Source organism: Streptomyces sp. SA15 (genome assembly GCF_002291145.1).
GTDB lineage: Bacteria > Actinomycetota > Actinomycetes > Streptomycetales > Streptomycetaceae > Streptomyces.
In genome coordinates, this window is record NZ_NTGE01000095.1 from 91,694 (window position 1) to 113,350 (window position 21,657).

Here is a 21,657-nt window from a genome sequence, read left to right on the forward strand (position 1 = left end):
GTTGTCAGACCCTCCTGCCACACTCGCAGTCATGACCGACCGGTGGGCTCTCGCTCCGGCCGAGGACGGCGGCGTGGAGATCGCCCCCCTCGGTCCGGGCGGGGTGCTCGCAGGGCCGGTGCTGCGGGTGGCGGACCCCGCCGAGGCCGTGCGCGGCCTGCCGGACGTCACGCGCTGGGTGTGGCGGTCGACGGCCGAGACGTATCCGCGCCTGCTCGCCACGGGGGTGCGAGTGGAGCGGTGTTACGACGTCGAGGACGCGGAGACGCTCCTCCTCGGCCACGAGGGGCGGTACGGCGAGCCACGCTCGGCGGCCGCCGCCCTCGCCCGGCTGCGCGGCGGCCCCGTACCGCCCGATCCGCCCCAGCGGTCCGCCGAACCCGGCTCGCAGTCACCCCTCTTCGAGCCGCAGGCCGCGCACGTACCACTGGCCGACCTGGTCGAGGTGTACGCCGAACAGCAGCGCCGCCATGACTCCACCGCGCACCCGGACCGTATGCGGCTGCTGACCGCCGCCGAGTCGGCGGGGATGCTGGTGGCCGCCGAGATGAACCGGGCCGGACTGCCCTGGAGCGCCGAGGTGCACCGCCGGGTGCTCCACGACCTGCTCGGCGAGCGGTACGCGGGCGGGGGCGAGCCCCGGCGCCTGGCAGAACTCGCCGACGAGGTGTCCGACGCCTTCGGCCGGCGCGTGCGCCCCGATCTGCCCGCCGATGTCATCAAGGCGTTCGCGCAGGCCGGGATCAAGGTCAAGTCGACCCGGCGCTGGGAGATCGAGTCGATCGACCATCCGGCCGTGAAGCCACTGGTCGAGTACAAGAAGCTGTACCGGATCTGGGTCGCCCACGGCTGGTCCTGGCTGCAGGACTGGGTGCGCGACGGCCGCTTCCGGCCCGAGTTCCTGGCGGGCGGGACGGTCACGGGCCGATGGGTCACCAATGGCGGCGGTGGCCTCCAGATCCCCAAGGTGATCCGGCGTGCGGTGGTCGCCGACCCCGGCTGGCGGCTGGTGGTCGCAGACGCCGACCAGATGGAGCCCCGCGTGCTGGCGGCGATCTCCCGCGACCCCGGTCTGATGGAGGTCGCCGGCCGCGAGAGCGACCTGTACCAGTCGGTCTCCGACCGCGCCTTCTCCGGCGACCGCGCCCAGGCCAAGCTGGCCGTGCTCGGCGCGGTCTACGGCCAGACCTCCGGCGACGGCCTGAAGAACCTCGCCGCGCTCAGACGCCGCTTCCCCAAGGCCGTGGCGTACGTCGACGAGGCGGCCCGCGCGGGCGAGGAGGGGCGGCTCGTACGGACCTGGCTCGGCCGGACCTGCCCACCGGCGGCCGGGGCGACGGAGGACACGGCGGAGGAGGCGGGCATCCCGGCTGCCGAGGAGGACTCCGACGACCGGCAGCCGGCCCGGTCGGAGTGGACCCCCGGATACGCCTCCACCAACGCCCGCGCGCGGGGCCGCTTCGCCCGCAACTTCGTCGTCCAGGGCAGCGCCGCCGACTGGGCCCTGCTGCTGCTCGCCGCACTGCGGCGGACCTGTGCGGGCATGGCGGCCGAGCTGGTCTTCTTCCAGCACGACGAGGTGATCGTGCACTGCCCCGAGGAGGAGGCGGAGACGGTCGTGGCGGCGATCCGGGACGCGGCGGACCTAGCGGGGCGGCTGACGTTCGGTCAGACGCCGGTGCGGTTTCCGTTCACGACGGCGGTGGTGGAGTGTTATGCGGATGCGAAGTGATCGTGCGGGTGGTCAGCAGGCCTGTCCCCACTCGGGCTCGGTCACTTGGTCGCCCCCTGCGATCTCGGACTCCGAAGACCTCCACATGCTGTGCGGTCCCGACGTCCGCATCGTCAAGGTATGACTCTGCGAGGCCGCGTCTCGACGGAACGCGGGTATTCCTCGTCGACGGCGAACGGGCCGGACGGTCGCAGGCCTGTTCCCCTGTCGCCCGGACCCGCCGACGCACCTGACCTCGCCGTCCTCCTCTGCCTCTGTTCCAGCGCCCGTCCCTGAGCCCGGCTCCGGCTACGAAGGCGAGCCCCCGGCAGCCTCGACGAACTACACGACCAGTGAGATCGCGGCAGCCACGGCAGCACGCTGATGAACCAGTCCGCCAAGCGCCTCGCCTCCTGGCCTTCGTCCCGGGGAACGTGCCCTGGCGCGACATCGCCTGGAGGCCATAGTCCTGGCGGCGCGCTGTCACCAGTCGAGCGCGACGTCATAGCAGGAGAAGCGGGTGGAGTGGCAGGCATCGCAGTGTGTGTGCCAGGGGGCGCACGGTTCGCCGCAGGAGGCGCAACGGCCATGCGTGGCCAGGGGCCGGGAAGCGGCCACCAGTTGGTTGATGCGTTCAGCGGCTGCCTGCTCGCGGGCCGCCACCTCCTCCGAGCTCAGGCCGCCACATTCACGGTCGAAGGCCAGGACGGCAGTACCCAGGTCTCGCATGGTCGCGGCGTACTCCTCGGCTTGGGGCAACGTCATTCGTTCGATACGAGCGCGCGGGCGGATCAAGTGGTGCAGGGCCGTGCCGCGCAGGACCGCCCGGCAAACGGCCGGGTAGGCCGGGCGGTCCGCGTCGATGGGCATGGTGATCAGACGCCAGACGGTGTGACCGTCGCGCGGCCAGCGAGCGTCGACGTCCAGGGGTGCCCCGACGACCTGGCGTGCCACTTGTAGCTTGGCGTGGATCTCGGCCACGGGCATCGGCCGCAGCCATGAGCGCTCCTGGGCGGCCTTACGGGCGGCAGCGGTCCAGCCGACCAGAGCGTGCGGGATCTCTCCGGGCTCCGGTCGTCCGAGGTCGGTCCAGGTGGGGCGCAGCCGAGCCGTCGTGACACGCAGGTCACCGGACCTGGCTCCATTGGCTGCCTGGACGGCCTGATCCAGAAGCCGGGCAGCGGCAGTGAGGCCGGGCAGTCGACTGCGGTAGGCGCCCACGAGCCCCTCCCCCGCATCATGGCCCCGTCGCCCGGCCCGGCCGGCGATCTGGGCGGCCTCCCAGATGAACAACTCCCGGCGGGATCGGCCGTCGTACTTGCCCGTTTCCGCGAACGCCACCGTACGCAGCGGAAGGTTGACACCGTGACCGATCACATCAGTGGTGACGATCACGTCGACGTCGCCCTCGGACAGGCGCCGGATCTGCTCGCGGCGGGCTGCGGGTGGCATCGCGCCGTAGAGGACCGTCGCCGACCGGCCCGCCTCGAGCAGTTCGCGGTGCAGAGCGAGAACGGCCTTACGGGAGAAAGCCACCACCGCGCTGGCCGGCGGGAGGGTCGCAGCCTTGGACTCCGGCATCCGGCTCAGTGCGCCGTGCCGGATATGACGGACCACCGTGATGTCCGTGCCCGGGGCGAGGAGCTTGCGCAGCAGGTCTTCGGCTTCCGGCGCGGCGCAGACGTGCACGTCGGTGTGGGCTCCGTCCAGCAGCAACCGGGTCCAGGCGTGGCCACGGTCCTCATCGGCCAGCCAGTGCGCTTCGTCGACGACCAGGAAATCGCCGACGGTGGGCGCTGCCTCGGCCGTGCAGCACAGCACCGGCGCGTCCGGGTTGAGGCGTTCCTCACCCGTGAGCAGACCAATCCGCTCCGCACCGAGCCGGGTGCGCAGCCGTTCGTAGACCTCGAAGGCAAGCATGCGCAGCGGCGCCGCGTACACGCCGGTCCGCCCGGCCTCGGCGCAGGCGGCCAGCAGGGCGATGGCGTCATATGTCTTGCCGGAGTTGGTGGGGCCCAGATGGAAGGTGACCCTGGGGTCGGCTGTCCGTTCCGGGACATGAGCGCGGGCCCGCGCGGCTGCCGCGTGCTCGCGCCGCTCTCGCAGCCGCTTCGCGGCCTGTTCTGCTTCCCGGGCCGCCTGCCGCTCGTCCTTCCGGCGCTGCGCGGCCCGCTGTTCACGCACCGCTGCCTTCCGCGCTGGGGCAGGCACCGTGGCCAGGTCATCAGCCACGCTCTGCTCGAGCAGATCCGCGGGGCTGCCGCAGTCGCGGTACTCGTCCGGGATCTCCTCCACAGCACAACCGAGTCGCGCCGCCGCGTCGGACGGGGCGACCAGCTCAGGTGCCGGGCGGCTGCGCCGGGCCCTGCGCAGAGCGGCCGTAAACTCCCGGGCGGCCTCTGCCTGCTCCTCGGGGGTGACAGGATTCGCGTGCGAGCCCAGCACGTCCGTCAGTCTCTCCTCCGCGGCACGCCTTGCGAGATGGACGGCCTCGGCCTGGCTGAGCTGCCCACGGGCGGCGGGCGGCTGCGCGGAAGGCAACCAGCACGACCACGCGGCAGCTTTCGTCCAGGGGTCACGCAGCGTCAGCAACGCCTGGGCACGGAGCCGCGAGCGGTAGCCCTCGGCCCGGCGGTCGACGCCGGAGGTCAGTTCGGCCAGGTAGGTGCCGGGCAGCCGGGCACCGAGCAGCTCGGGACGGCGCTCGGGCAACTGGCGGGCGTCAGCAGCCGAGTACTGCCAGACCTCGGCGTGATAGCGGTTGGTGTACGAACGGACCGGGCGGATAGCCCCGGCACGCGCCAACTGATCGAAACGGTGCCTGCTGATTCCCGCGAGCCCGGCAGCCTCCGTCGCATGCACCAGGCGGGTGAGCTCGGCGAGTTCGCCAGGTTTCGCACGCCATCGGGCCACCTCGCCCGCTTTGACGAACAGCTCGCCCCCGCTCCAGCACGTACGGATCACGCCGTGTTCGATCCCCAGAGTTAACTCGTCTCGCCGCAGGCCGAGTTCCCGGCGTGCCGCTTCGAACGTGAGGTGCTTTGCTGTCGTACCGGCCATGATGTCCTCCCCCGTGTTCACCGTGCTTCACACTGTGACACCTGGGTCTGACAATCAGTTACCGAACTGTCACTGGAGGTGAGATGAGCCTTGTGACCAACCCGCGATCCAGGAGCCGTCCAGCGCAGCGCAGCCTGTCAGAGTCGCGGTACGGGGCCCCGCGGACAATAGCCCTCCTCGGCCAGCCAGGCGCGGGCCCGCCCACGCTGTCGTTCATCGCAGAACCTGTGGTACCGACGCCAGGAGCGCTCGTCACGGGCGAGGGCGTCCTTGAAGCGCCGGAAGGTGCCCCGCCCGCCAAGGGCGATCCGCAGCCGGTCGGCAAGGGCGGCGTCGCCGAGCCCGTCGATGAACAGCTCCATGTCCCGGTAACCGGCCCGGGAGCCCAGAGCCGGAACGTACAGCCATCGCTCGGGATCGTCCGTCTCCTCGCCCGGGGGCCCGGGCTCCAGCTCCTCAGTGAACGCCGGTCGGCACTCCCCGGTGGACAGATCGAGCCGGCCGGCGGACTCAGCCGGGTCACCTTCCAGCAGCATGACGAGCATCTCCATATCGACCGGAATTGGGCGCAGGAGGGGGAACACCGCGTCTCCCGTGACCGCGCGCAGCCGGTCCGCCAGCTCCTCATCGCCCCGGAAGCCAACACAAACGAAGAGAATCTCTCCGACCGGCCGATCCACCCATCTGAGGGATCTCAGCAAGGAGTGATCTGCTGTCCGGGTGTTCCCGGCGAGACCCTCCTGCACCCCGAGTCCTGGTTCGGGCGGCGGAGCAGCTGGCTCCGTACTCGCTTCACAGAACCAGCACGGTCCGAACGAACGGTTCGGGGTCTACGCGGCGGCCCGACAGCCTCGCATGCTCATCTCCCCTGAAATCCTGGCCGGTGTGTCGCTCCTTATCTCCTGAGCGTCAAAGGCGACCACGAACAGCATGAAGCGCCACCCGCCACGGCGCCCTCCGGCAACGCCAAGGGGCAATGCCGCTAGTCCTCGATCACGAGCCCCTTCGACGCGAGAAGCGGCTCGAGACCGCACATCTCGATGACCGTCCTTCCCGCCCGGTACGCGGAGATGTAGCCGGCCTCGGCGTCGACCCGCTCCTGTGAGGCGGTGGTCACCGCGGCGGCGTCCTCGCGGCGGACGACGACCGCGCCGTCGGCGTCGGCCCGCATCACGTCACCTGGGCGGACGAGTACGCCGCCGATGGTGACCGGCTCGCACATCGGCCCGACTGTCTCCTTGACCGTGCCCTTGATGGACACACTGCGGGAGAAGACGGGGAATCCCAGGGCGCGCAGGTCCTCGGTGTCCCGGACGCCCGTGTCGGTGATCAGGCCGCCGAGTCCCTTGGCCTGGCAGGCGTTGGCGAGAACGTCCCCGAAGGAGCCCGCCTCCTCGTAGGCGCCGGCGGACACGACGACGACATCCCCCGGGCGGGCGTAGGCGATAGCGGTCTGCAGCATCAGGTTGTCGCGCGGTGCGCACTGGACCGTGAAGGCGGGGCCGCACAGGGACATGCGGTGGTCGACCGGCTTGATGGCCGAATCCAGCGCCCCGAGCCGGCCCTGCGCTTCGTGAATGGTGGCCGAGGAGAAGGCACCCAGCTGCTTCACCAGAGCGGCGTCCGGCCGCTCGAACTTCGTACTGACGCGGATCATGACGACCTTTCAGGCGGAGGGAGCGGAGGACAGGCCGGCGCAGGCCGTCGCGAGGCGCGCGCATGCCTCGGTGAGGACGTCCGTCGACGTGGCGAAAGAGATGCGGAAGTAGCCGGGTGCGCCGTACGCGGCTCCGTGGATCACCGCTACCTGCCGGCTGTCGAGCAGGTAGCGGGCGAAGTCCTCGTCGTTCTGTATCCGGCTTCCCGACGGTGTGAACTGCCCGATGGCGTCGTGGCAGTTCACCAGGAGGTAGAAGCCCCCGTCGGGAACGGTGCAGCTGAGCCGGGGAACGTCGTTGACGAGTTTCGCCGTGGCATCGCGGCGTTCGCGGTAGACGTGCACGGTGTCCCGGACGAAGTCCTGCGGTCCCGTGAGCGCGGCGGCAGCGGCGGCCTGGCTCACGGACGAGGGGCAGGAGGAGGTCTGGGACTGCAGCGTGTTGATCGCGGTCACCAGGTCCGCAGGCCCCACGCCGTAGCCGATGCGCCAACCGGTCATCGCGTACGTCTTGGAGACGCCGTTGGTGAGGAACATCCGGTCGGCCAGGCGTGGTTCGACGGCTGCCAGGGACGCGGCGGCCTCCTCGCGGTACCAGATCTCGTCGTAGATCTCGTCGGTGAGGACACGCACGTGTGGATGGTCCAGCAACACCTGGGCCAGTTCGTGCAGTTCACCGGCGGTGTAGGCGGATCCGGTCGGGTTGCCGGGGGTGTTGAGGACGACCCAGCGTGTTCGCGCGGTGATCGCCGCCCCGAGCCGCTGCGGAGTCAGCTTGAAGCCGTCCGCCTCGGGACAGTCGACGATCACCGGAGTGCCGTCGTTCGCGCGGACCATGTCCGGATAGGACACCCAGTACGGGGCGGGGACGATGACCTCGTCCCCTTCGTCCAGGGTGGCCATCAGGGCGAGGAAGATGACCTGCTTGGCTCCACCGCCGACCGTGATCTGCGCGTCGGAGAAGTCCAGGCCGTGGCGCTCTCGCAGCTTCCCCGTGATCGCGGCGCGCAGAGCCGAAGTGCCGTTCACCGGGGTGTACTTGGTCTCCCCCGCCTCGATCGCCCTGATCGCGGCGGCTTTGACGTGGTCCGGGGTGTCGAAGTCGGGCTCGCCCACGGTGAGATCGAGGATGGTAAGTCCCCGACTCTTGAGTTCGCGCACGCGCTGCGCCGCCGCCGTACTCGGTGAGGGCTTGATGCGCCGTACTCGCTCGGCCGTGTGCATGTGATCAGCCCTCCCTGCGCTCGAAGTTGAGGCCGCCGGGGACCTGAAAGGTGGGCAGGATCTCGATGTGGCCGATGTTGACGTGCCGGGGCGCGTCGACGGCGAACTCGATGGAGTCGGCGATGTCCTCGGGCTTGAGGGACTCGTAGCCGTCGTAGAACTGCCGCTGGGCCTCCTCCATGTCGCCGAGCAAGCGACCGAAGATCTCCGTCTCCACGCGTCCGGGGCAGATCTCGGTGACGCGGACCCGGCGGCCGTAGCCGTCGACCCGCAGTTGGCGGGAGAGGGTGTGCACGGCTGCCTTGGTGGCGTGGTAGATGGTGTTGCCGCCGAAGTTGTAGACGCCGGCGATGGAACTGATGTTGACGATGTGGCCGAGGTCGCGCTCCACCATGCCGGGCATGAGCAGCCGGACCAGGTGCAGCACGGCCTGGATGTTGACGGCGACCTGCTCGTCGACGGCGAACTCGTCGGCGGTCAGGATGTTGCCGGTCCGTGAGACTCCCGCGTTGTTGACGAGGACGTCGACCTCCAGGCCGCCCAGGGCGGCGGTGAGCGCCCCGGTGTCGGTGATGTCGACGGCGTGCGGGACGCAGCCGGTGGCGCGGGCGAGGGCGTCGAGCCGTTCGGCGTTGCGCGCCACCGCGTGGACCTCCAGGCCGCGCTTGGCGAGTCGCTCGACGACCACGGCTCCGATGCCGGTCGACGCTCCGGTGACGAGGGCCGTCCTGTAGTCGGAGATGGGCATGCTGATGTGCTCCTTGGTGTGGGGGGTGTGCGGGTGCGTGTGGCTGTCAGGCGTCGCGCAGCGGCAGGTGGGCCCGGTCCTTCACACGGGACACCGCGATGAGCGTGCCGAGGGCGGTGATGACGGCGTAGAAGGCCGGCATGTTGACGTTGCCCGTGCGGGCGATGAGGTAGGTCATCAGCAGGGGTGCCGTACCGCCGAAGAGGGCCGAGGAGAGGTTGTAGCCCAGGCCGTAGGCGGAGTAGCGCACCCGGGTCGGGAAGAGTTCGACGAGCAGGATGTGGATGACACCTGTGTGGCCGGCGAACACGACCGCCATGATGCAGGCGCCGATGACCGCGAGGGCGACGTTGCCGGTGCCGATCAGCAGGTAACAGGGGATGCCGACGACGGCCATGGCGACGGCGGCCGCGGCGAGGACCTTCTTGCGGCCGATCCGGTCGGAGAGACGGCCCATGTAGGGGATGGCGATACAGATCGCGACCAGGCTGGAGGCGGTGACGAGGAGGCCCTGCACCTTGCTGAAGTGAAGCTCGCTGCTCATGAACGTGGGCATGTAGCTGAACAGGACGTAGTAGCCGGAGCCGTTCATCAGGGGGATGAACAGGGCCAGCAGCATGGCGCGGCGGTGCTCGGCGGACGCGAACGCCTCCTTGAGGGGGTTTTTGGACAGGCCGTCCTCTTCCTTCAGGCGCGTGAAGTTCGGCGTGTCGCTGATGCGCTTGCGGATGTAGATGCCGGCGACGCCGAGCGGGACGGCGAGCAGGAACGGGATGCGCCAGCCCCATGACTCCATGCGTGCGCTGCCGAGTCCGCTGGTCATGGCGGCGGCGACCAGCGTGCCGGTGAGCAGGGCGAGGAACGACGCTATCTGCGCGTAGCTGGTGTAGAGGCCCCGCTTGCCCTCCGGGGCGTGCTCGGCGAGGAAGCTCATGGCGCCGGACGCCTCACCGCCGACGGAGAAGCCCTGCGCGACGCGCAGCAGGATCAGCAGGGCGGGCGCCGCGATGCCGATGCTCGCGTAGGTGGGCAGCACGCCGATGGCCGCGGTGGCGACGCTGATGAGCAGGATGACGAAGACCAGCATCCGCTGGCGTCCGATGCGGTCGCCGAGGTGGCCGCAGATGACGGCGCCGAGGGGGCGGAAGAAGAAGGAGACGGCGTAGCCGAGGAAGACGAACTGGACGGCGGTCGCGTTGTCCGTGTTCGGGAAGAAGACGGCGGCGAGCGATCCGGCCATGAAGCCGAAGATGCCGTTGTCGTACAGCTCGGCGAAGATCCCGACGCACCCCGCGAGGGTGACCTTGCGGGCTGTTTTGGGATCGACGGTGTTGGGGACGGGCTGAGCGGCCATGGTCGTCATGGCGTCTCCTGTCTGGCAGCAGGCGTGGGATGAGGGGACGTTCAAACTCCGTGCGGGCGGGGCGAAGGGGCGCTGCTGAGCGGGTGCGGGGGTCAGTCGGCGGCGGGAGTGCGAATGCGCAGGGCGTCGAAGGCCGTGCGGACGCGGGTCCTCAGCGCGTCGACGGCGCCTCGCTGTGCGCGGTGGGCGGCGACCGCCTGGTCGAGGGTGCGGTGGCGGAAGCGGATGGTCTGCCCGGGGCGCACCTGCCCCAGGGCGGACAGACCGGTGGCGGTGACGACGGCCAGGACGGGGTAGCCGGCCGTGACGCCGCGGCCTCGGTGCAGCACGAGGAGTTCGTCCCCGGCCGGCACCTCGACGGCGCCGACGGGGACGCCGCGGGAGAGGACCTCGCCCTGGGTGATGCGGCGGGGCACCTCGCCCTGCAGCCGCAGGCCGATGTGGTTGCTGCGCGGGCTGACGGTGAAGGGTGCGTCGAGCAGGCGCTGTCCCGTGTCTCCGAACTCGGCCCGGTCGGGGCCGTCGGTGACGTCGATGGTCCAGGTGGTGGGGAACGGGGGGACGGGTGCGTTCAGGCGGAACAGCGGGATCCGCGAGAAGGGGTGGTCGATGGGCGGGCAGGCGGTGCGCAGAGCGAGTTCCTCACCTTCGCGCAGGGCGGGCCCGAATCCCAGGACGGTGTCGGGGGCGCAGCTTCCCTGCAGGTGGTCGGCCTCGAACGAGCCGAGTACGGCCAGGTAGACGCGCAGTCCGCGCCTGATGCCGGTGACCCGGACGGTCTCGCCGGCGCGCACGGGGACCGGTTCCCACTGCGGGTGGACCGTTCCTCCGACGGTCACGTCGGCGGGGGCGCCGGTCACGGCAATAAGGATGTCGCCGGAGGGAACGCACGCGAAGTCGAGATCCGTGATCTCCAGCAGTGGGGCGCGCTCGTCGTTGCCGCACAAGACGTTGGCGACGCGCGCCGAGTGCTGGTCGGAGGCTCCGTTGGCGGGCAGACCGTAGCGGGAGCGGCCGACACGGCCGAGGTCCTGCACGGTGGCGATGCCCGCGGTGCGGATGGTGAGGGTGTCAGCCATGGCAGTCCGTCAGGGACATGTCTGCGTAGCCGTCCCACTGTCCGGGTGTGATGGGGAGGAATCGCAAGCTGTCGCCGGGCTGATAGGCGGTGATCGGGTCGTGGTGCAGATCGAGGACGCGCACGGGGGTGCGCCCGAGGAGCGGCCAGCCGCCGGGCGAGGGCATCGGGCAGATGACCGCCTGCCGGCCGGCGACAGCGACCGAGCCGGGATCGACGCGGGTGCGGGGCGACGCCAGCCGCGGCACCGGCCTCGGGAAGGGCGGTCCGTCCGTCATCGGCGCCCCCGCGGGCGCGCCGAGGCAACGTACGGTGAGGTCGGTCCCGGAGTGGATGGCGATGACCTCCCTCTCGGTCAGGTCGAGTTGACCGGCGACTTCGGGCAGATCGGGCCCGTACTCGCCGCCGTAGACGACGGGGACGACGAAGCGTCGCGGCGGTGCCGTCCGCACGGGGTTCGGCCCGAGGCGGGCGGCCTCGTGCGACAGGGCGCGCCTGACCGTGTCGTGGTCGGTACGGGTGCAGTCGAACTCCACGAGCAGGGCGTCATAGGTGGGTACCACGTCGTGGACACCGGTGAGCTGGACGGCGTCCAGGGCGTCGGCCAGGGCGTGGACGAGCCGCCAGGCGTCTTCGGCGTCCGGGCCCACGGCCTTGGCGACCAAGGCGGAGTCACCGCAGTCCGTGATCGTGACGTTGGGGTTGGCATCGACGTTGGCGTTCATGTCATACGCCCTTACCGCTCAGCACCTTGTCGAGAGAGGCGATGCCGACGCCGGCGGCGAGGAGCTGCTCGCGGATGCGGCCGGCCAGCGCGATCGCTCCGGGGCTGTCTCCGTGCAGCAGTACGGTGTCGCAGGCGACCGGGACGTCCTTGCCGTCGACGCTGCGGACGACCCCCTCGGTGACCATGCGCAGCGTCCGCCGGGCCACCTCGTCCGCGTCGTGGATCACCGCTCCGGGCTCGGAGCGGGGGACGAGGGTCCCGTCGTCGCGGTACGCGCGGTCGGCGATGCCGACGATGCCCACCCGCAGTCCGCGGGCCTGGGCGGCGTCGGCGAGCTCACCGCTCTGCGCCAGAACGATCAGCGACTCGTCCAGGGCGGCGACGGCGTCCACGACGGCACGGGCGTAGTCGGCGCGTACGGCAACCAGGTTGCCCAGGCGTCCGTGCGGGGCGACGTGCCGCACCCTCGTACCGTGCGTGACGGCGAACGCCTGGAGGGCGCCGATCTGATACAGCACGTCCGTACGGACCTCCTCCGGCGTGAGATCCATCGCGCGGCGGCCGAAGCCGACCAGGTCGGGAAAGCTCGGGTGAGCACCCACGGCCACCTGCTTCTCCACGCAGGTCCGGACGGTGGCGTCCATGATGCGCGGATCACCGGCATGGAACCCGCAGGCCACATTGGCGGACGTCAGCATCTCCAGGAGAGCTTCGTCGTCGCCCATCGTGTAGGCGCCGAATCCCTCGCCGAGATCGGCGACGAGGTCAACCATGGGGGTCATGACGTCCTCCGGGAGTAATGATGAGGAAAGAGACTCCAGCACGTCTTCGTGATATCCCGTAAAGATCCGCAGTCTCGGACACAAAGGCGATGGTCGCGAGCAGAAAGAATTCATGGGAACCGATTTACTCCGACTTCGCCGGGCGGTTCCGGGCTGGATGTTCCGCTCAACCTAATCCCGTGCTCGCATGACCACCAATATGCGTTCGGTCTGGCGTTATCGCGAACGGCTATGACCTGGCTCACAGCCGAGGCCCTTCGGGACTGTGCTTCGGGCCACTCCCTCCCTACGATGAGGCTCCGCTCCCCGTGGAGGGCCCCGCATGGACACCAGGCGTCTGTACTCGTTCATCAAGATCGTCGATGCGGGGAGCATCACGCGCGCGGCCGACATCCTGCACATCGCACAGCCCGCACTCAGCCAGCAGTTGTCCACGCTGGAGGCGCAGTTCGGGCAGCAACTGCTGATCCGCAGCAAACGCGGGGTCGCCCCGACCGAGGCGGGCCGGGCGCTGTACCGCCACGCTCAGCTGATCCTCCGGCAGGTGGACCTCGCACACGCCGCCGTCGAGGTCTCCGGCCGGGCTCCCGCCGGGAGCGTGTCGGTCGGCCTCGCGCCGTACAGCCTGGGCGCGGCACTCGCCCTGCCGCTGCTCAAGAGTGTGCGCGAGCTCTACCCGGACATCCTGTTGCACGTCAACGAGAACTTCGGCGGCGTCATCAGCGAAGCGATCATGACGGGCCGGATGGACATGGCGTTCATCTACGGGGCCGGCCCGCTGCGGGGTGTGCAGTTCGAGCCCGTACGCACGGAGGACCTGTTCCTGATCGGCGCGCCCGGCGAAACAGCCCCGCCCGGACAGGGCGAGGTGAACCTGGAGGAACTCACGAGTGTGCCCCTGCTGCTACCCAGCCGCATCCATACGATCCGGCAGGTCGTGGACGCCGCCTTCCAGCAGGCGTCGCTCCGGCTGAACGTGGTGGGCGAGGTCGAGTCCGCGCTGACGCTCGTCAACGCGGTGGACGCGGGGCTCGGCGCCACGGTCCTGCCCTGGTCGGCGGCGCGCGCCATCCTCGACGTCCGCTCCCTGTCCGTGCGCCGCATCGTGGATCCCGTCATCCAGGTCAAGCTGTCACTGGTCACGTCGGACAATCAGCCCCTCTCGGAACCCGCCCTGGCCGTGCATGATCTCTTCCTCGAAATGATCACCACCTTTGACGATTCCACTGCCGGGGATAAGGATCGCCGATAGCGTCACACGAATCCGTTATTTGTTTCCGGTGACCTCCCCGGCTAGCGTTTTCCAGGACCAGTTTCTTTCGAACCGGCCGCCGGTCGACAATTCACGGCTCGTCACTGGAGACATAGATGAAAAAGCGTGTCCTCACCACCCGTGAAAATCTGCCCGGCCGCGGCCTGGACCGCCTTTCCGGGGCGGCGGACGTGGTGGCCTGGCCGGGGACGGGGAAGCCCGGACCCCTCGACCTCGCCGCGCTCGCCTCCGGGGTGAGTGGCGTTCTGGCGCTGGGCAACGATCCGGTGGACGGTGCGCTGATGGACGCGGCGGGACCCTCGCTGCGCGTCATATCGCTGGCGAGCATGGGATTCGACAACGTCGACCGGGCCGCCGCCGCCGAGCGCGGCATCGTCGTCACCCACACCCCTCGTGTGCTCGCGGAGACCACCGCCGACCTCACGTTCGCCCTGATCCTCGCCGCCCGCCGTCGGATCGGCGCCGCCGAAGCGAGCCTGGCGGCAGGCTCCTGGGAGCTGTTCCGGATGCACGACTACCTCGGCCTGGACATCCACGGAGCCACCCTGGGCCTGATCGGCTACGGTCAGATCGGCCGCGCGGTGGCCCGCCGGGCCCACGGGTTCGGCATGCGCGTGCTCCACCACGACCCCTACGCACCCGACGACGACCTGTCGGTCTCGGTGGGTCTGGCCACGCTGCTGGCCGAGTCCGACATCGTGTCGCTGCACGTGCCGCTCACCGAGGAGACGCGCCACCTGATCTCGGCCCGCGAACTGGCCGCGATGAAACCCACGGCCACACTCGTCAGCACCTCCCGTGGCGGGGTCGTCGACGAGGAGGCCCTGCTCCATGCCGTCCAGGAGGGACGCTTGCACTCCGCCGGTCTCGACGTCTTCGAACGCGAACCGATGGGAACGGAACTGTCGCCGCTGGTGGCCGAGCCGCATGTGATCACGCTGCCCCACATCGGGTCGGCCACCGAGGCCACTCGGGCCGCCATGGTCGACCTCGCGGTCGACAACATCCTCGACATCCTCGCCGAACGCCCCGCCCGAACCCCCCTCCCCGGCAGCCCGGCCGTGCCGGGCACGCCGGCCGGCGCCGCCGGGGTACGTGCATGAGCCACCCGCTGTTCGACATCACCGGAGAGACGGCCCTGGTCACCGGCTCCAGTGGACCTGACCCGTTCCTGACAAATGACTTGGCCCCAGGACCGACATCGTGAATTGCGCCCCACCTTGGAGCGGTGGGCCCACGCATTACATGCACAGCCTCAAGAAGCCCTCGGCACGCCTATTCCAAGGTCAAGAGAACGAAAAAACCGCAGCTCAGTGGCCTGAACTGCGGTTTCCCTTGGAGCCGCCTTCGGGATTCGAACCCGAGACCTACGCATTACGAGTGCGTTGCTCTGGCCATCTGAGCTAAGGCGGCGCGCCGTCCGCACCATGGTGCGATCAGCAACGTCGGTAAGTCTACACAGTTTCCGGGGGTGCTCCGCACCGGCCCCGGGCACTGGGCGCCCGGGGCCGTCGCGGTGCCGTCACGGGGCTAGGAGCAGCGTTTTCCGTCCGTCGGAGGGGTGCCGCGGAGCAGGTAGGCGTTGATCGTGGAGTCGATGCAGGTGCTGCCGCGGCCGTAGGCGGTGTGGCCGTCGCCCTCGTAGGTGAGGAGGCGGGCGGAGGAGAGCTGGCCGGCCAGGGCGCGGGCCCAGCGGTACGGCGTCGCCGGGTCGCGGGTGGTGCCGACCACGACGATCGGGGCCGCGCCCTTCGCCTCGATGCGGCGCGGCTCACCCGTGGCCGCCACCGGCCAGTAGGCGCAGTTCAGGGAGGCCCAGGCGAGGCCCTTGCCGAACACGGGGGACGCCTTTTCGAAGGTGGGGAGGGACTTCTGGACCTCGTCCGGGGTGTCGAAGGCGGCCGGGAGGTCGAGGCAGTTGACGGCGGCGTTGGCGAACATCAGGTTCGCGTAGCGGCCCTCGGCGTCGCGTTCGTAGTAGCCGTCGGAGAGGAGCAGCAGGCCCGCGCCGTCGTTGTCGTCCATCGCCGAGGTCAGTGCCTCGCGCAACTGCGCCCAGGCTCCCTCGTCGTACATCGCCGCGATCACTCCGGTGGTGGCGAGGGCCTCGCTGAGCTTACGGCCGTCCGCGTCGCCCGTGGGGATCGGCCGGGCGTCCAGCTTCTCGAAGAAAGCCCTGAGCTTCCTGCCGGCCTCGGCGGTCTTCGTGCCCTTCGTGCCCAGCGGACAGTCCGGCTGCTGGACGCAGTCCCTCGCGAACGACTGGAACGCCGTCTCGAAGCCCGCCGTCTGGTCGAGGTTCATTCGGCGCGCCGGCTGCGAGGGATCCATCGCGCCGTCCAGGACCAGCCGGCCCGCCCGGCCCGGGAAGAGTCCCGCATAGGTCGCCCCGAGGAACGTCCCGTACGACGCCCCCACGTAGTTCAGCTTCGCGTCGCCCAGCGCCGCCCGCACGATGTCCATGTCCCGGGCCGTCTCGACGGTGGACACGTGCCGCAGGAGCTCCGGCGAGTCCGCGCCGCAGCCCTCCGCGAACCTCTTGTACGCGTCGACGAGTTCGGTGGTCTCCCGCTCGTCGTCCGGCGTGATGTCCGTCTGCGTGAACCTGTCCATGTCCGGCCCGTCGAGGCATTCGACGGGCTCGCTCCCGGCGACGCCGCGTGGGTCGACCGCCACCATGTCGTAGCGGGCGCGAACCTGGGCCGGGTAGCCGATCCCGGCGTACGCCTGGAGGTAACCGATCGCCGAGCTGCCCGGCCCGCCCGGGTTCACCAGCAGTGAGCCCAGCCGCTTGCCCGGCCCCGTGGCCTTCTTGCGCGCGACGGCGAGCCGGACGTCGCCGTCGGCCGGATGCGCGTAGTCGAGCGGCGCCTTCAGCGTGGCGCATTCGAAGCCGGGGACTCCGCACCCGCGCCATTTCGGTTTCTGTCCGTAGTACGGCGCGAGGGCGGCCGGCGTGGCCTTCGGCAGCGCGGCGAGCGCGGCCTCCGCGGCCGAGCCGGTCGCAGTTGTCGCACTTCCCGAGGAGCACGCGGAGACGAGCACCGCCGCGACGGTGAGGAGGGCGCCGCCGGTGGTACGGGCTCTGCGGGTACGGGCTCTTCGTGTGCGGGAGCTGCGCGTCCTGGGGTTCGGGCCGGGCGAGTCGGTCTGGTCTGCCGCCGTGCTGGGGCGGAAGCTGCGCCTGATGAACATCAACCGAGCGTAACTCTCCGCAGTGGCTCGAATGCCCTCCGCGTACGCCATGGCTCGTACGAGTGACGTGGTCAACCTCCTGTGCTGGTTCCTACGGTCGGGTCTGCCCTCGTGGGTCAGCCCGCTCTGAGTGCCATGGTCATCGCCTCCACGGCGAGCAGCGGGGCCACGTTGCGGTCGAGGGCCTCTCGGCAGGCGGCGATCGCCTCGATGCGGCGGAGCGTGGACTCCGGGGAGCCGCCGCGGGCGAGCCGCTCCAGGGCGTCCTCGGCGTCGACGTTGGCGATCGCGACCCGGGAGCCGAGCTGAAGGGCGAGGACGTCGCGGTAGAAGGCGGTGAGGTCGGTCAGGGCGAGGTCGAGGCTGTCGCGCTGCGTACGGGTCCTGCGGCGCTTCTGCTTGTCCTCCAGGTCCTTCATCACACCCGCGGTGCCGCGCGGCATCCGTCCGCCCTGGGACGCGCCCATCGCCGCCTTGAGCTCGTCCGTCTCCTTGCCGTCCCTCTCCTCGGCGAGTTGCCTGGCGTCCTCGGCGGCCGCGTCGACCAGTTCCTGGGCGGCCTTGAGACAGCCGCCGATGTCCTCGACCCGCAGGGGCAGTTTCAGCACGGCGGCGCGGCGCTCGCGCGCGGCCGGGTCGGTGGCGAGGCGGCGGGCGCGGTCGACATGGCCCTGGGTGGCGCGGGCGGCGGCCATGGCGGCGGCGGGCTCGACGCCCTCACGGCGTACGAGCATGTCGGCGACGGCGTCGACCGAGGGCGTCGAGAGGTTCAGGTGACGGCAGCGGGAGCGGATGGTGGGCAGGACGTCCTCGATAGAGGGGGCGCACAGCAGCCAGACCGTCCGGGGAGCGGGCTCCTCCACGGCCTTGAGGACGGCGTTGGCCGACTTCTCGTTCAGCCGCTCGGCGTCCTCGACGAGGATGACCTGCCAGCGGCCGGTCGCCGGCGAGGTGAACGACTTACGGACGGTGTCCCGCATGTCGTCGGCGAGGATCTGCGTGCCGACGGCGGCGACGGTGGTGACGTCGGCGTGGGTGCCGATGAGCGCCGTATGACATCCGTCGCAGAAGCCGCAGCCGGGGGATCCGCCGAGGGCGCGGTCCGGGCTGACGCACTGCAGCGCGGCGGCGAATGCCCGCGCCGCCTGAATGTGCCCCGCGCCGGGCGGCCCCGTGAACAGCCAGGCGTGCGTCATCTTCGACGCCTCGGGCGGCGGCGTGTCCGCGGTGGCTGCGGTGACCAGGGCGTCGGCGTCCCGAGCGGCGGCGTCGAGCTGCTCGCTCACCCTCTCCTGGCCGACCAGGTCGTCCCAGACGGTCATCCCTCACCCCGCCCTTTCGTCATGTCACGCGGTACGGGATCCATTGTGGAGGGCGGCACTGACAACGCGGCACCGGCAACGGGGCACCGGCAAGGAGGCCGGCTCAGCCGCGGGCAGTCGTCCGCGGCTCAGCCCCGCCGCCCCCGGCCACGTCGCCCGCGCTCGTCGTCGAGCTCCTCGTCCTCACGCGGACCGAGCAACTCGTCCGCCAACGTCGGCAGGTCGTCCAGCGGCGTCTCCTCGGCCCAGTCGGACCGCGTCCGCCGCCGAGGAGCCCCGTCTTCGTCGACCTGCGGCAGCTCACGCGTGCGGTCCTCGGTACCGTCCGGCCGCGCCCCTGGCCGCTCGTCCCGGAAGAACCCCGGCGGAACCCGGTCCGCATTGCCCTCGTCCCGCACGGGGCGCAGCACCGCGGTCTCGTCGTTGGCACCGTCCGGCGCCACGGGAGGCAGTACGGCGGTCTCGTCGGCGGCACCCGGAGGAACCTGCGGCAACACCGCCGTCTCGTCCGCCGCCCCCGGAGGAACCGGCGGCTGCGGCAGCTCGGCCGTCACCTCGGAGTCGGGCCCACGGGAGCCGGAGCCCCGCTCATCCGCCCCCTGCTCGCCCCGCTGGTCCCTCTCGCCGCTCTGGTCCTTCTGGTCCTTCTGGTCCCGGACCCGCGGCAGCACCGCCGTCTCGTCCACCGGCCCGCCCGACGCGTTCGTCGGCGTCACGACCGGTGTCGGTACGGTCGCCGCGTCCGGGGTGATGCCAGGAGCCGTCGGCTGCGGCCCGGTCGCCTTGGGCCCGGCCTCCGCCGCGGCAGCGGCCTGCTCGGCCAGCCGCCGGGCCTCCTCGGCCCGCAGCAGCGCCTCCTCGGCCTTCCGCTGCTTCTCCAAGCGCCGTGCCTCGGCCTCGGCGCGCAGCCGGGCCTCCTCCTCGGCCTGCTTGCGGCGTCGGTCCTCCTCGGCCTTGCGCCGGGCCTCTTCCTCGGCCCGCGCCTTCTCCTCCGCGAGGAGCCGCTGCCGCTCCTCCTCGGCCCGCTTACGCGCTTCCTCGGCGCGCAGCCGGGCTTCCTCCGCCTGCCGTTCGGCCTCGCGGCGCTGCGCCTCCTCCAGTTCGCGCCGCTTGCGCTCCTCTTCCTCGGCCTTCAGCCGCGCGAGCTGCTCCTGGCGTTCCCGCTCCAGGCGCTCCTCCTCAGCCTTGCGGGCGGCCTCTTCCTCGGCCTTGCGCCGGGCCTCCTCCTCGGCCTTGCGGCGCGCCTCCTCCCGGGCCTGGATCTCGGCCTCGGACAGCGGCAGCACCTGGTCGAGCCGGTGCCGGATGACGGTCGTGACGGCTTCGGCCTCCTGACCGGCGTCCACCACCAGGTAGCGCCCGGGGTCGGCCGCGGCCAGCGTCAGGAAACCGGACCGCACGCGCGCGTGGAACTCGGCCGGCTCCGACTCGAGCCGGTCCGGCGCCTCGGTGAACCGCTCGCGCGCGGTCTCCGGCGAGACGTCCAGCAGCACGGTCAGATGCGGGACGAGACCGTTCGTCGCCCAGCGGTTGATCCGGGCGACCTCGGTCGGGGACAGATCACGGCCCGCCCCCTGATAGGCCACGGACGAGTCGATGTACCGGTCCGAGATGACCACCGCGCCGCGCTCCAGCGCGGGCCGTACGACCGTGTCCACGTGTTCCGCGCGGTCCGCCGCGTACAGCAGCGCTTCCGCCCGGTGCGACAGCCCGGCGCTCGACACGTCCAGCAGGATCGACCGCAGCCGCTTGCCCACCGGAGTCGCCCCCGGCTCGCGCGTCACCACGACCTCGTGCCCCTTGGCCCTGATCCACTCGGCGAGCGCCTCGGCCTGGGTGGACTTCCCGGCGCCGTCGCCGCCCTCCAGGGCGATGAAGAAGCCGTTCGCAGCGGGCGCCGTCACCGGGTCGTCGCCGCCGAGCAGCGCGTCCCTGAGGTCGTGCCGCAGCGGCACGCCCGAACGGTCGTCGACCTTGGCCAGCACCAGCGCGGCCACCGGCAGCAGCAGCGCGCCGACCAGCATCAGGGTGAAGGCCGCGCCGCCGTGGGCGAACACGAACTTGCCGTTCTCCAGGCGGTGCGGGCCGATCGCCGCCGCCACCAGGGGCGCGATCACCACGCCGAGCGCCACCAGGACTCGTACGACCGCGTGCAGATGCTCCGTCGTACGCGCCCGGCGGTTGTCCTCGGCCTCCTGGTCGAGCAGCGTGTGGCCGGTGTTGGCGGCCATGCCCGCGCCGACGCCGGCCAGCGCGAGGATCAGCAGCACGCTGGTGACGTCCGGGACGAGGCCGGCGGCCAGCAGCGCGACGCCGGTGAAGGCGATCGCCAGCGACAGCAGCCGGCGGCGCGACAGCGACGGCAGCACGGAAGGCGCCGTACGGATGCCGACGACCACGCCGCCGGTCAGCGCGCACACCAGCAGCCCGTACATCACCGGGCCGCCGCCCAGGTCCTTGGCGTGCAGCACGGCGACGCCCACCGCGGCCGCCACCGCCGCGGCGACGGCCGCGCAGGCGAGCACGAGCGTCGGCATCGCGCCGGTGCGGCCCTTGTCGACACCCGTGCCCGTCTTGGGCCGGCGCAGCCCCTCCAGCGGCGAACGCGCGCGCGGGGTACGCGTGTCGGGCAGCTCCAGGAAGGTCAGCAAGGACAGGGACGCGGCGAACAGCCCGGCCGCGACATACGACGCGAGGGCCGCCTGGTGCTGGGAGAACCAGGCGATTCCCGCGCCCAGAAGGTTGTTGAGCAGCGCTGCGACGACGAGCGCGGCGGCCGCGAGCGGGATCGCCACGAAGCTGGTACGCAGCGACAGGCGGCGCAGGGTGTCCATGTGGTCGGGCAGCGGTCGTACCGTCGCGCCCTCCGGGGGCGGTGGGGGCAGCAGCGCGGGCGCCGCGCTCTCCCGGCACACCGTCCAGAAGCGCTCGGCGACTGCGGTCACGAAGGCGGTGACCAGGATCACGGCCAGCGCGTCGTCGGGCGTCCAGTCGATCCACAGGGGCGCCACGATGAGCACCGCGGCCCGCAGCCCGTCCGCGCCGACCATGGTCCAGCGTCGGTCGAGGGGGCCCTCCTGGGAGGTGAGCGAGGTGAGCGGGCCGAGCAGGACCGCCCCGAAGAGCAGCGTCGCCAGGATGCGCACCGCGAAAACGGTCGCCACTGCGAACGCCACGCCCCGGTAGCCGCCGCCGAACGAGCCCTCGGCGACCGCCGCTTGGAGGGCGAGGACGACCAGCACGAGGAGCGCGAGAGTGTCGCCGACGCCGCCCACGAGTTGTGCGCTCCACAGCCGTTTCAGCTGCGGTCGGCGCAGCAGGGCGCGGACGGCGCGCTCACGGGAGTCCGCGACCAGGGCGTCGTCGGGGGCCGGGTGAGAGGCCGTTGGCTGTTCGGCTCGGGTCATGCTTTCAGCCTATCGGCAGCCGCCGACAGCCCGGAGCACCCGTCCGAACGTGCGCACGCCCCGACACCAAAGTGATGCCGGGGCGTTCGTTTTGCGAAGCGTCCGTAGAG

The 21,657-nt window shown here is 71.1% G+C and carries 15 protein-coding genes and 1 tRNA gene; 3 read left to right on the forward strand and 13 right to left on the reverse strand.

Annotated features, from left to right (window positions below; translation table 11 throughout):
* Positions 1–31 precede the first annotated feature (31 nt).
* Positions 32–1,732, forward strand: coding sequence for a bifunctional 3'-5' exonuclease/DNA polymerase (locus CLM62_RS19020; protein ID WP_095751090.1), 1,701 nt, complete (start codon positions 32–34; stop codon positions 1,730–1,732).
* Between the two features lie 462 nt (positions 1,733–2,194).
* Here CLM62_RS19020 and CLM62_RS19025 read toward each other — a convergent pair whose 3' ends face one another.
* The 9 genes from CLM62_RS19025 to CLM62_RS19065 all read right to left on the reverse strand — a co-directional run bounded on the left by CLM62_RS19025 (position 2,195) and on the right by CLM62_RS19065 (position 12,350).
* Positions 2,195–4,771, reverse strand: a complete 2,577-nt coding sequence (locus CLM62_RS19025; protein ID WP_143659115.1) for a DUF6397 family protein — start codon at positions 4,769–4,771, stop codon at positions 2,195–2,197.
* Positions 4,772–4,908: 137 nt separating this feature from the next.
* Positions 4,909–5,307 carry a UPF0158 family protein gene (locus CLM62_RS19030; protein WP_257003914.1) on the reverse strand — a complete coding sequence of 133 codons (399 nt, stop codon included), beginning with the start codon at positions 5,305–5,307 and terminating at the stop codon, positions 4,909–4,911.
* A gap of 446 nt (positions 5,308–5,753) precedes the next feature.
* On the reverse strand, positions 5,754–6,428 hold the full coding sequence (locus CLM62_RS19035; protein ID WP_095751092.1) for a 4-carboxy-4-hydroxy-2-oxoadipate aldolase/oxaloacetate decarboxylase: 675 nt from the start codon (positions 6,426–6,428) through the stop codon (positions 5,754–5,756).
* 9 nt (positions 6,429–6,437) lie between these two features.
* Positions 6,438–7,652, reverse strand: a complete 1,215-nt coding sequence (locus CLM62_RS19040) for an aspartate transaminase (protein ID WP_095751093.1) — start codon at positions 7,650–7,652, stop codon at positions 6,438–6,440.
* A 4-nt stretch (positions 7,653–7,656) separates the two neighbouring features.
* The gene (locus CLM62_RS19045; RefSeq protein ID WP_095751094.1) at positions 7,657–8,400 is read right to left on the reverse strand and encodes an SDR family oxidoreductase; all 744 of its coding nucleotides are present in this window, start codon (positions 8,398–8,400) and stop codon (positions 7,657–7,659) included.
* Positions 8,401–8,446: 46 nt separating this feature from the next.
* Positions 8,447–9,763, reverse strand: a complete 1,317-nt coding sequence (locus CLM62_RS19050; protein ID WP_095751095.1) for an MFS transporter — start codon at positions 9,761–9,763, stop codon at positions 8,447–8,449.
* 92 nt (positions 9,764–9,855) lie between these two features.
* Positions 9,856–10,842 (reverse strand): biotin-dependent carboxyltransferase family protein, encoded by a 987-nt coding sequence (locus CLM62_RS19055; protein WP_095751096.1) that lies wholly within the window; start codon positions 10,840–10,842, stop codon positions 9,856–9,858.
* Positions 10,835–11,566, reverse strand: coding sequence for an allophanate hydrolase subunit 1 (locus CLM62_RS19060; RefSeq protein WP_095751097.1), 732 nt, complete (start codon positions 11,564–11,566; stop codon positions 10,835–10,837). The genes CLM62_RS19055 and CLM62_RS19060 overlap by 8 nt, the downstream gene beginning before the upstream one ends.
* Before the next feature lies 1 nt (position 11,567).
* Positions 11,568–12,350 (reverse strand): LamB/YcsF family protein, encoded by a 783-nt coding sequence (locus CLM62_RS19065; protein ID WP_095751098.1) that lies wholly within the window; start codon positions 12,348–12,350, stop codon positions 11,568–11,570.
* A gap of 322 nt (positions 12,351–12,672) precedes the next feature.
* On the opposite strand from CLM62_RS19065, the gene nac reads away from it, so the two are divergent.
* Complete coding sequence (nac, locus tag CLM62_RS19070) at positions 12,673–13,602, forward strand: nitrogen assimilation transcriptional regulator NAC (protein WP_095751099.1); 930 nt, start codon at positions 12,673–12,675, stop codon at positions 13,600–13,602.
* A gap of 116 nt (positions 13,603–13,718) precedes the next feature.
* Positions 13,719–14,726: a D-glycerate dehydrogenase gene (locus CLM62_RS19075; protein ID WP_095751100.1), complete on the forward strand. Its 1,008-nt coding sequence runs from the start codon at positions 13,719–13,721 to the stop codon at positions 14,724–14,726.
* Between the two features lie 233 nt (positions 14,727–14,959).
* Here the strand turns inward: CLM62_RS19075 and CLM62_RS19080 are convergent.
* The 4 genes from CLM62_RS19080 to tmk form a co-directional block, all read right to left on the reverse strand.
* Positions 14,960–15,036 (reverse strand) — tRNA-Thr (locus CLM62_RS19080).
* Positions 15,037–15,153: 117 nt separating this feature from the next.
* The gene (locus tag CLM62_RS19085; protein WP_095751101.1) at positions 15,154–16,818 is read right to left on the reverse strand and encodes an alpha/beta hydrolase; all 1,665 of its coding nucleotides are present in this window, start codon (positions 16,816–16,818) and stop codon (positions 15,154–15,156) included.
* Between the two features lie 116 nt (positions 16,819–16,934).
* Positions 16,935–18,140 (reverse strand): DNA polymerase III subunit delta', encoded by a 1,206-nt coding sequence (locus CLM62_RS19090; protein ID WP_095751102.1) that lies wholly within the window; start codon positions 18,138–18,140, stop codon positions 16,935–16,937.
* A gap of 128 nt (positions 18,141–18,268) precedes the next feature.
* Positions 18,269–21,547 carry a dTMP kinase gene (gene tmk / locus CLM62_RS19095; protein WP_095751103.1) on the reverse strand — a complete coding sequence of 1,093 codons (3,279 nt, stop codon included), beginning with the start codon at positions 21,545–21,547 and terminating at the stop codon, positions 18,269–18,271.
* Between the last annotated feature and the right edge of the window lie 110 nt (positions 21,548–21,657).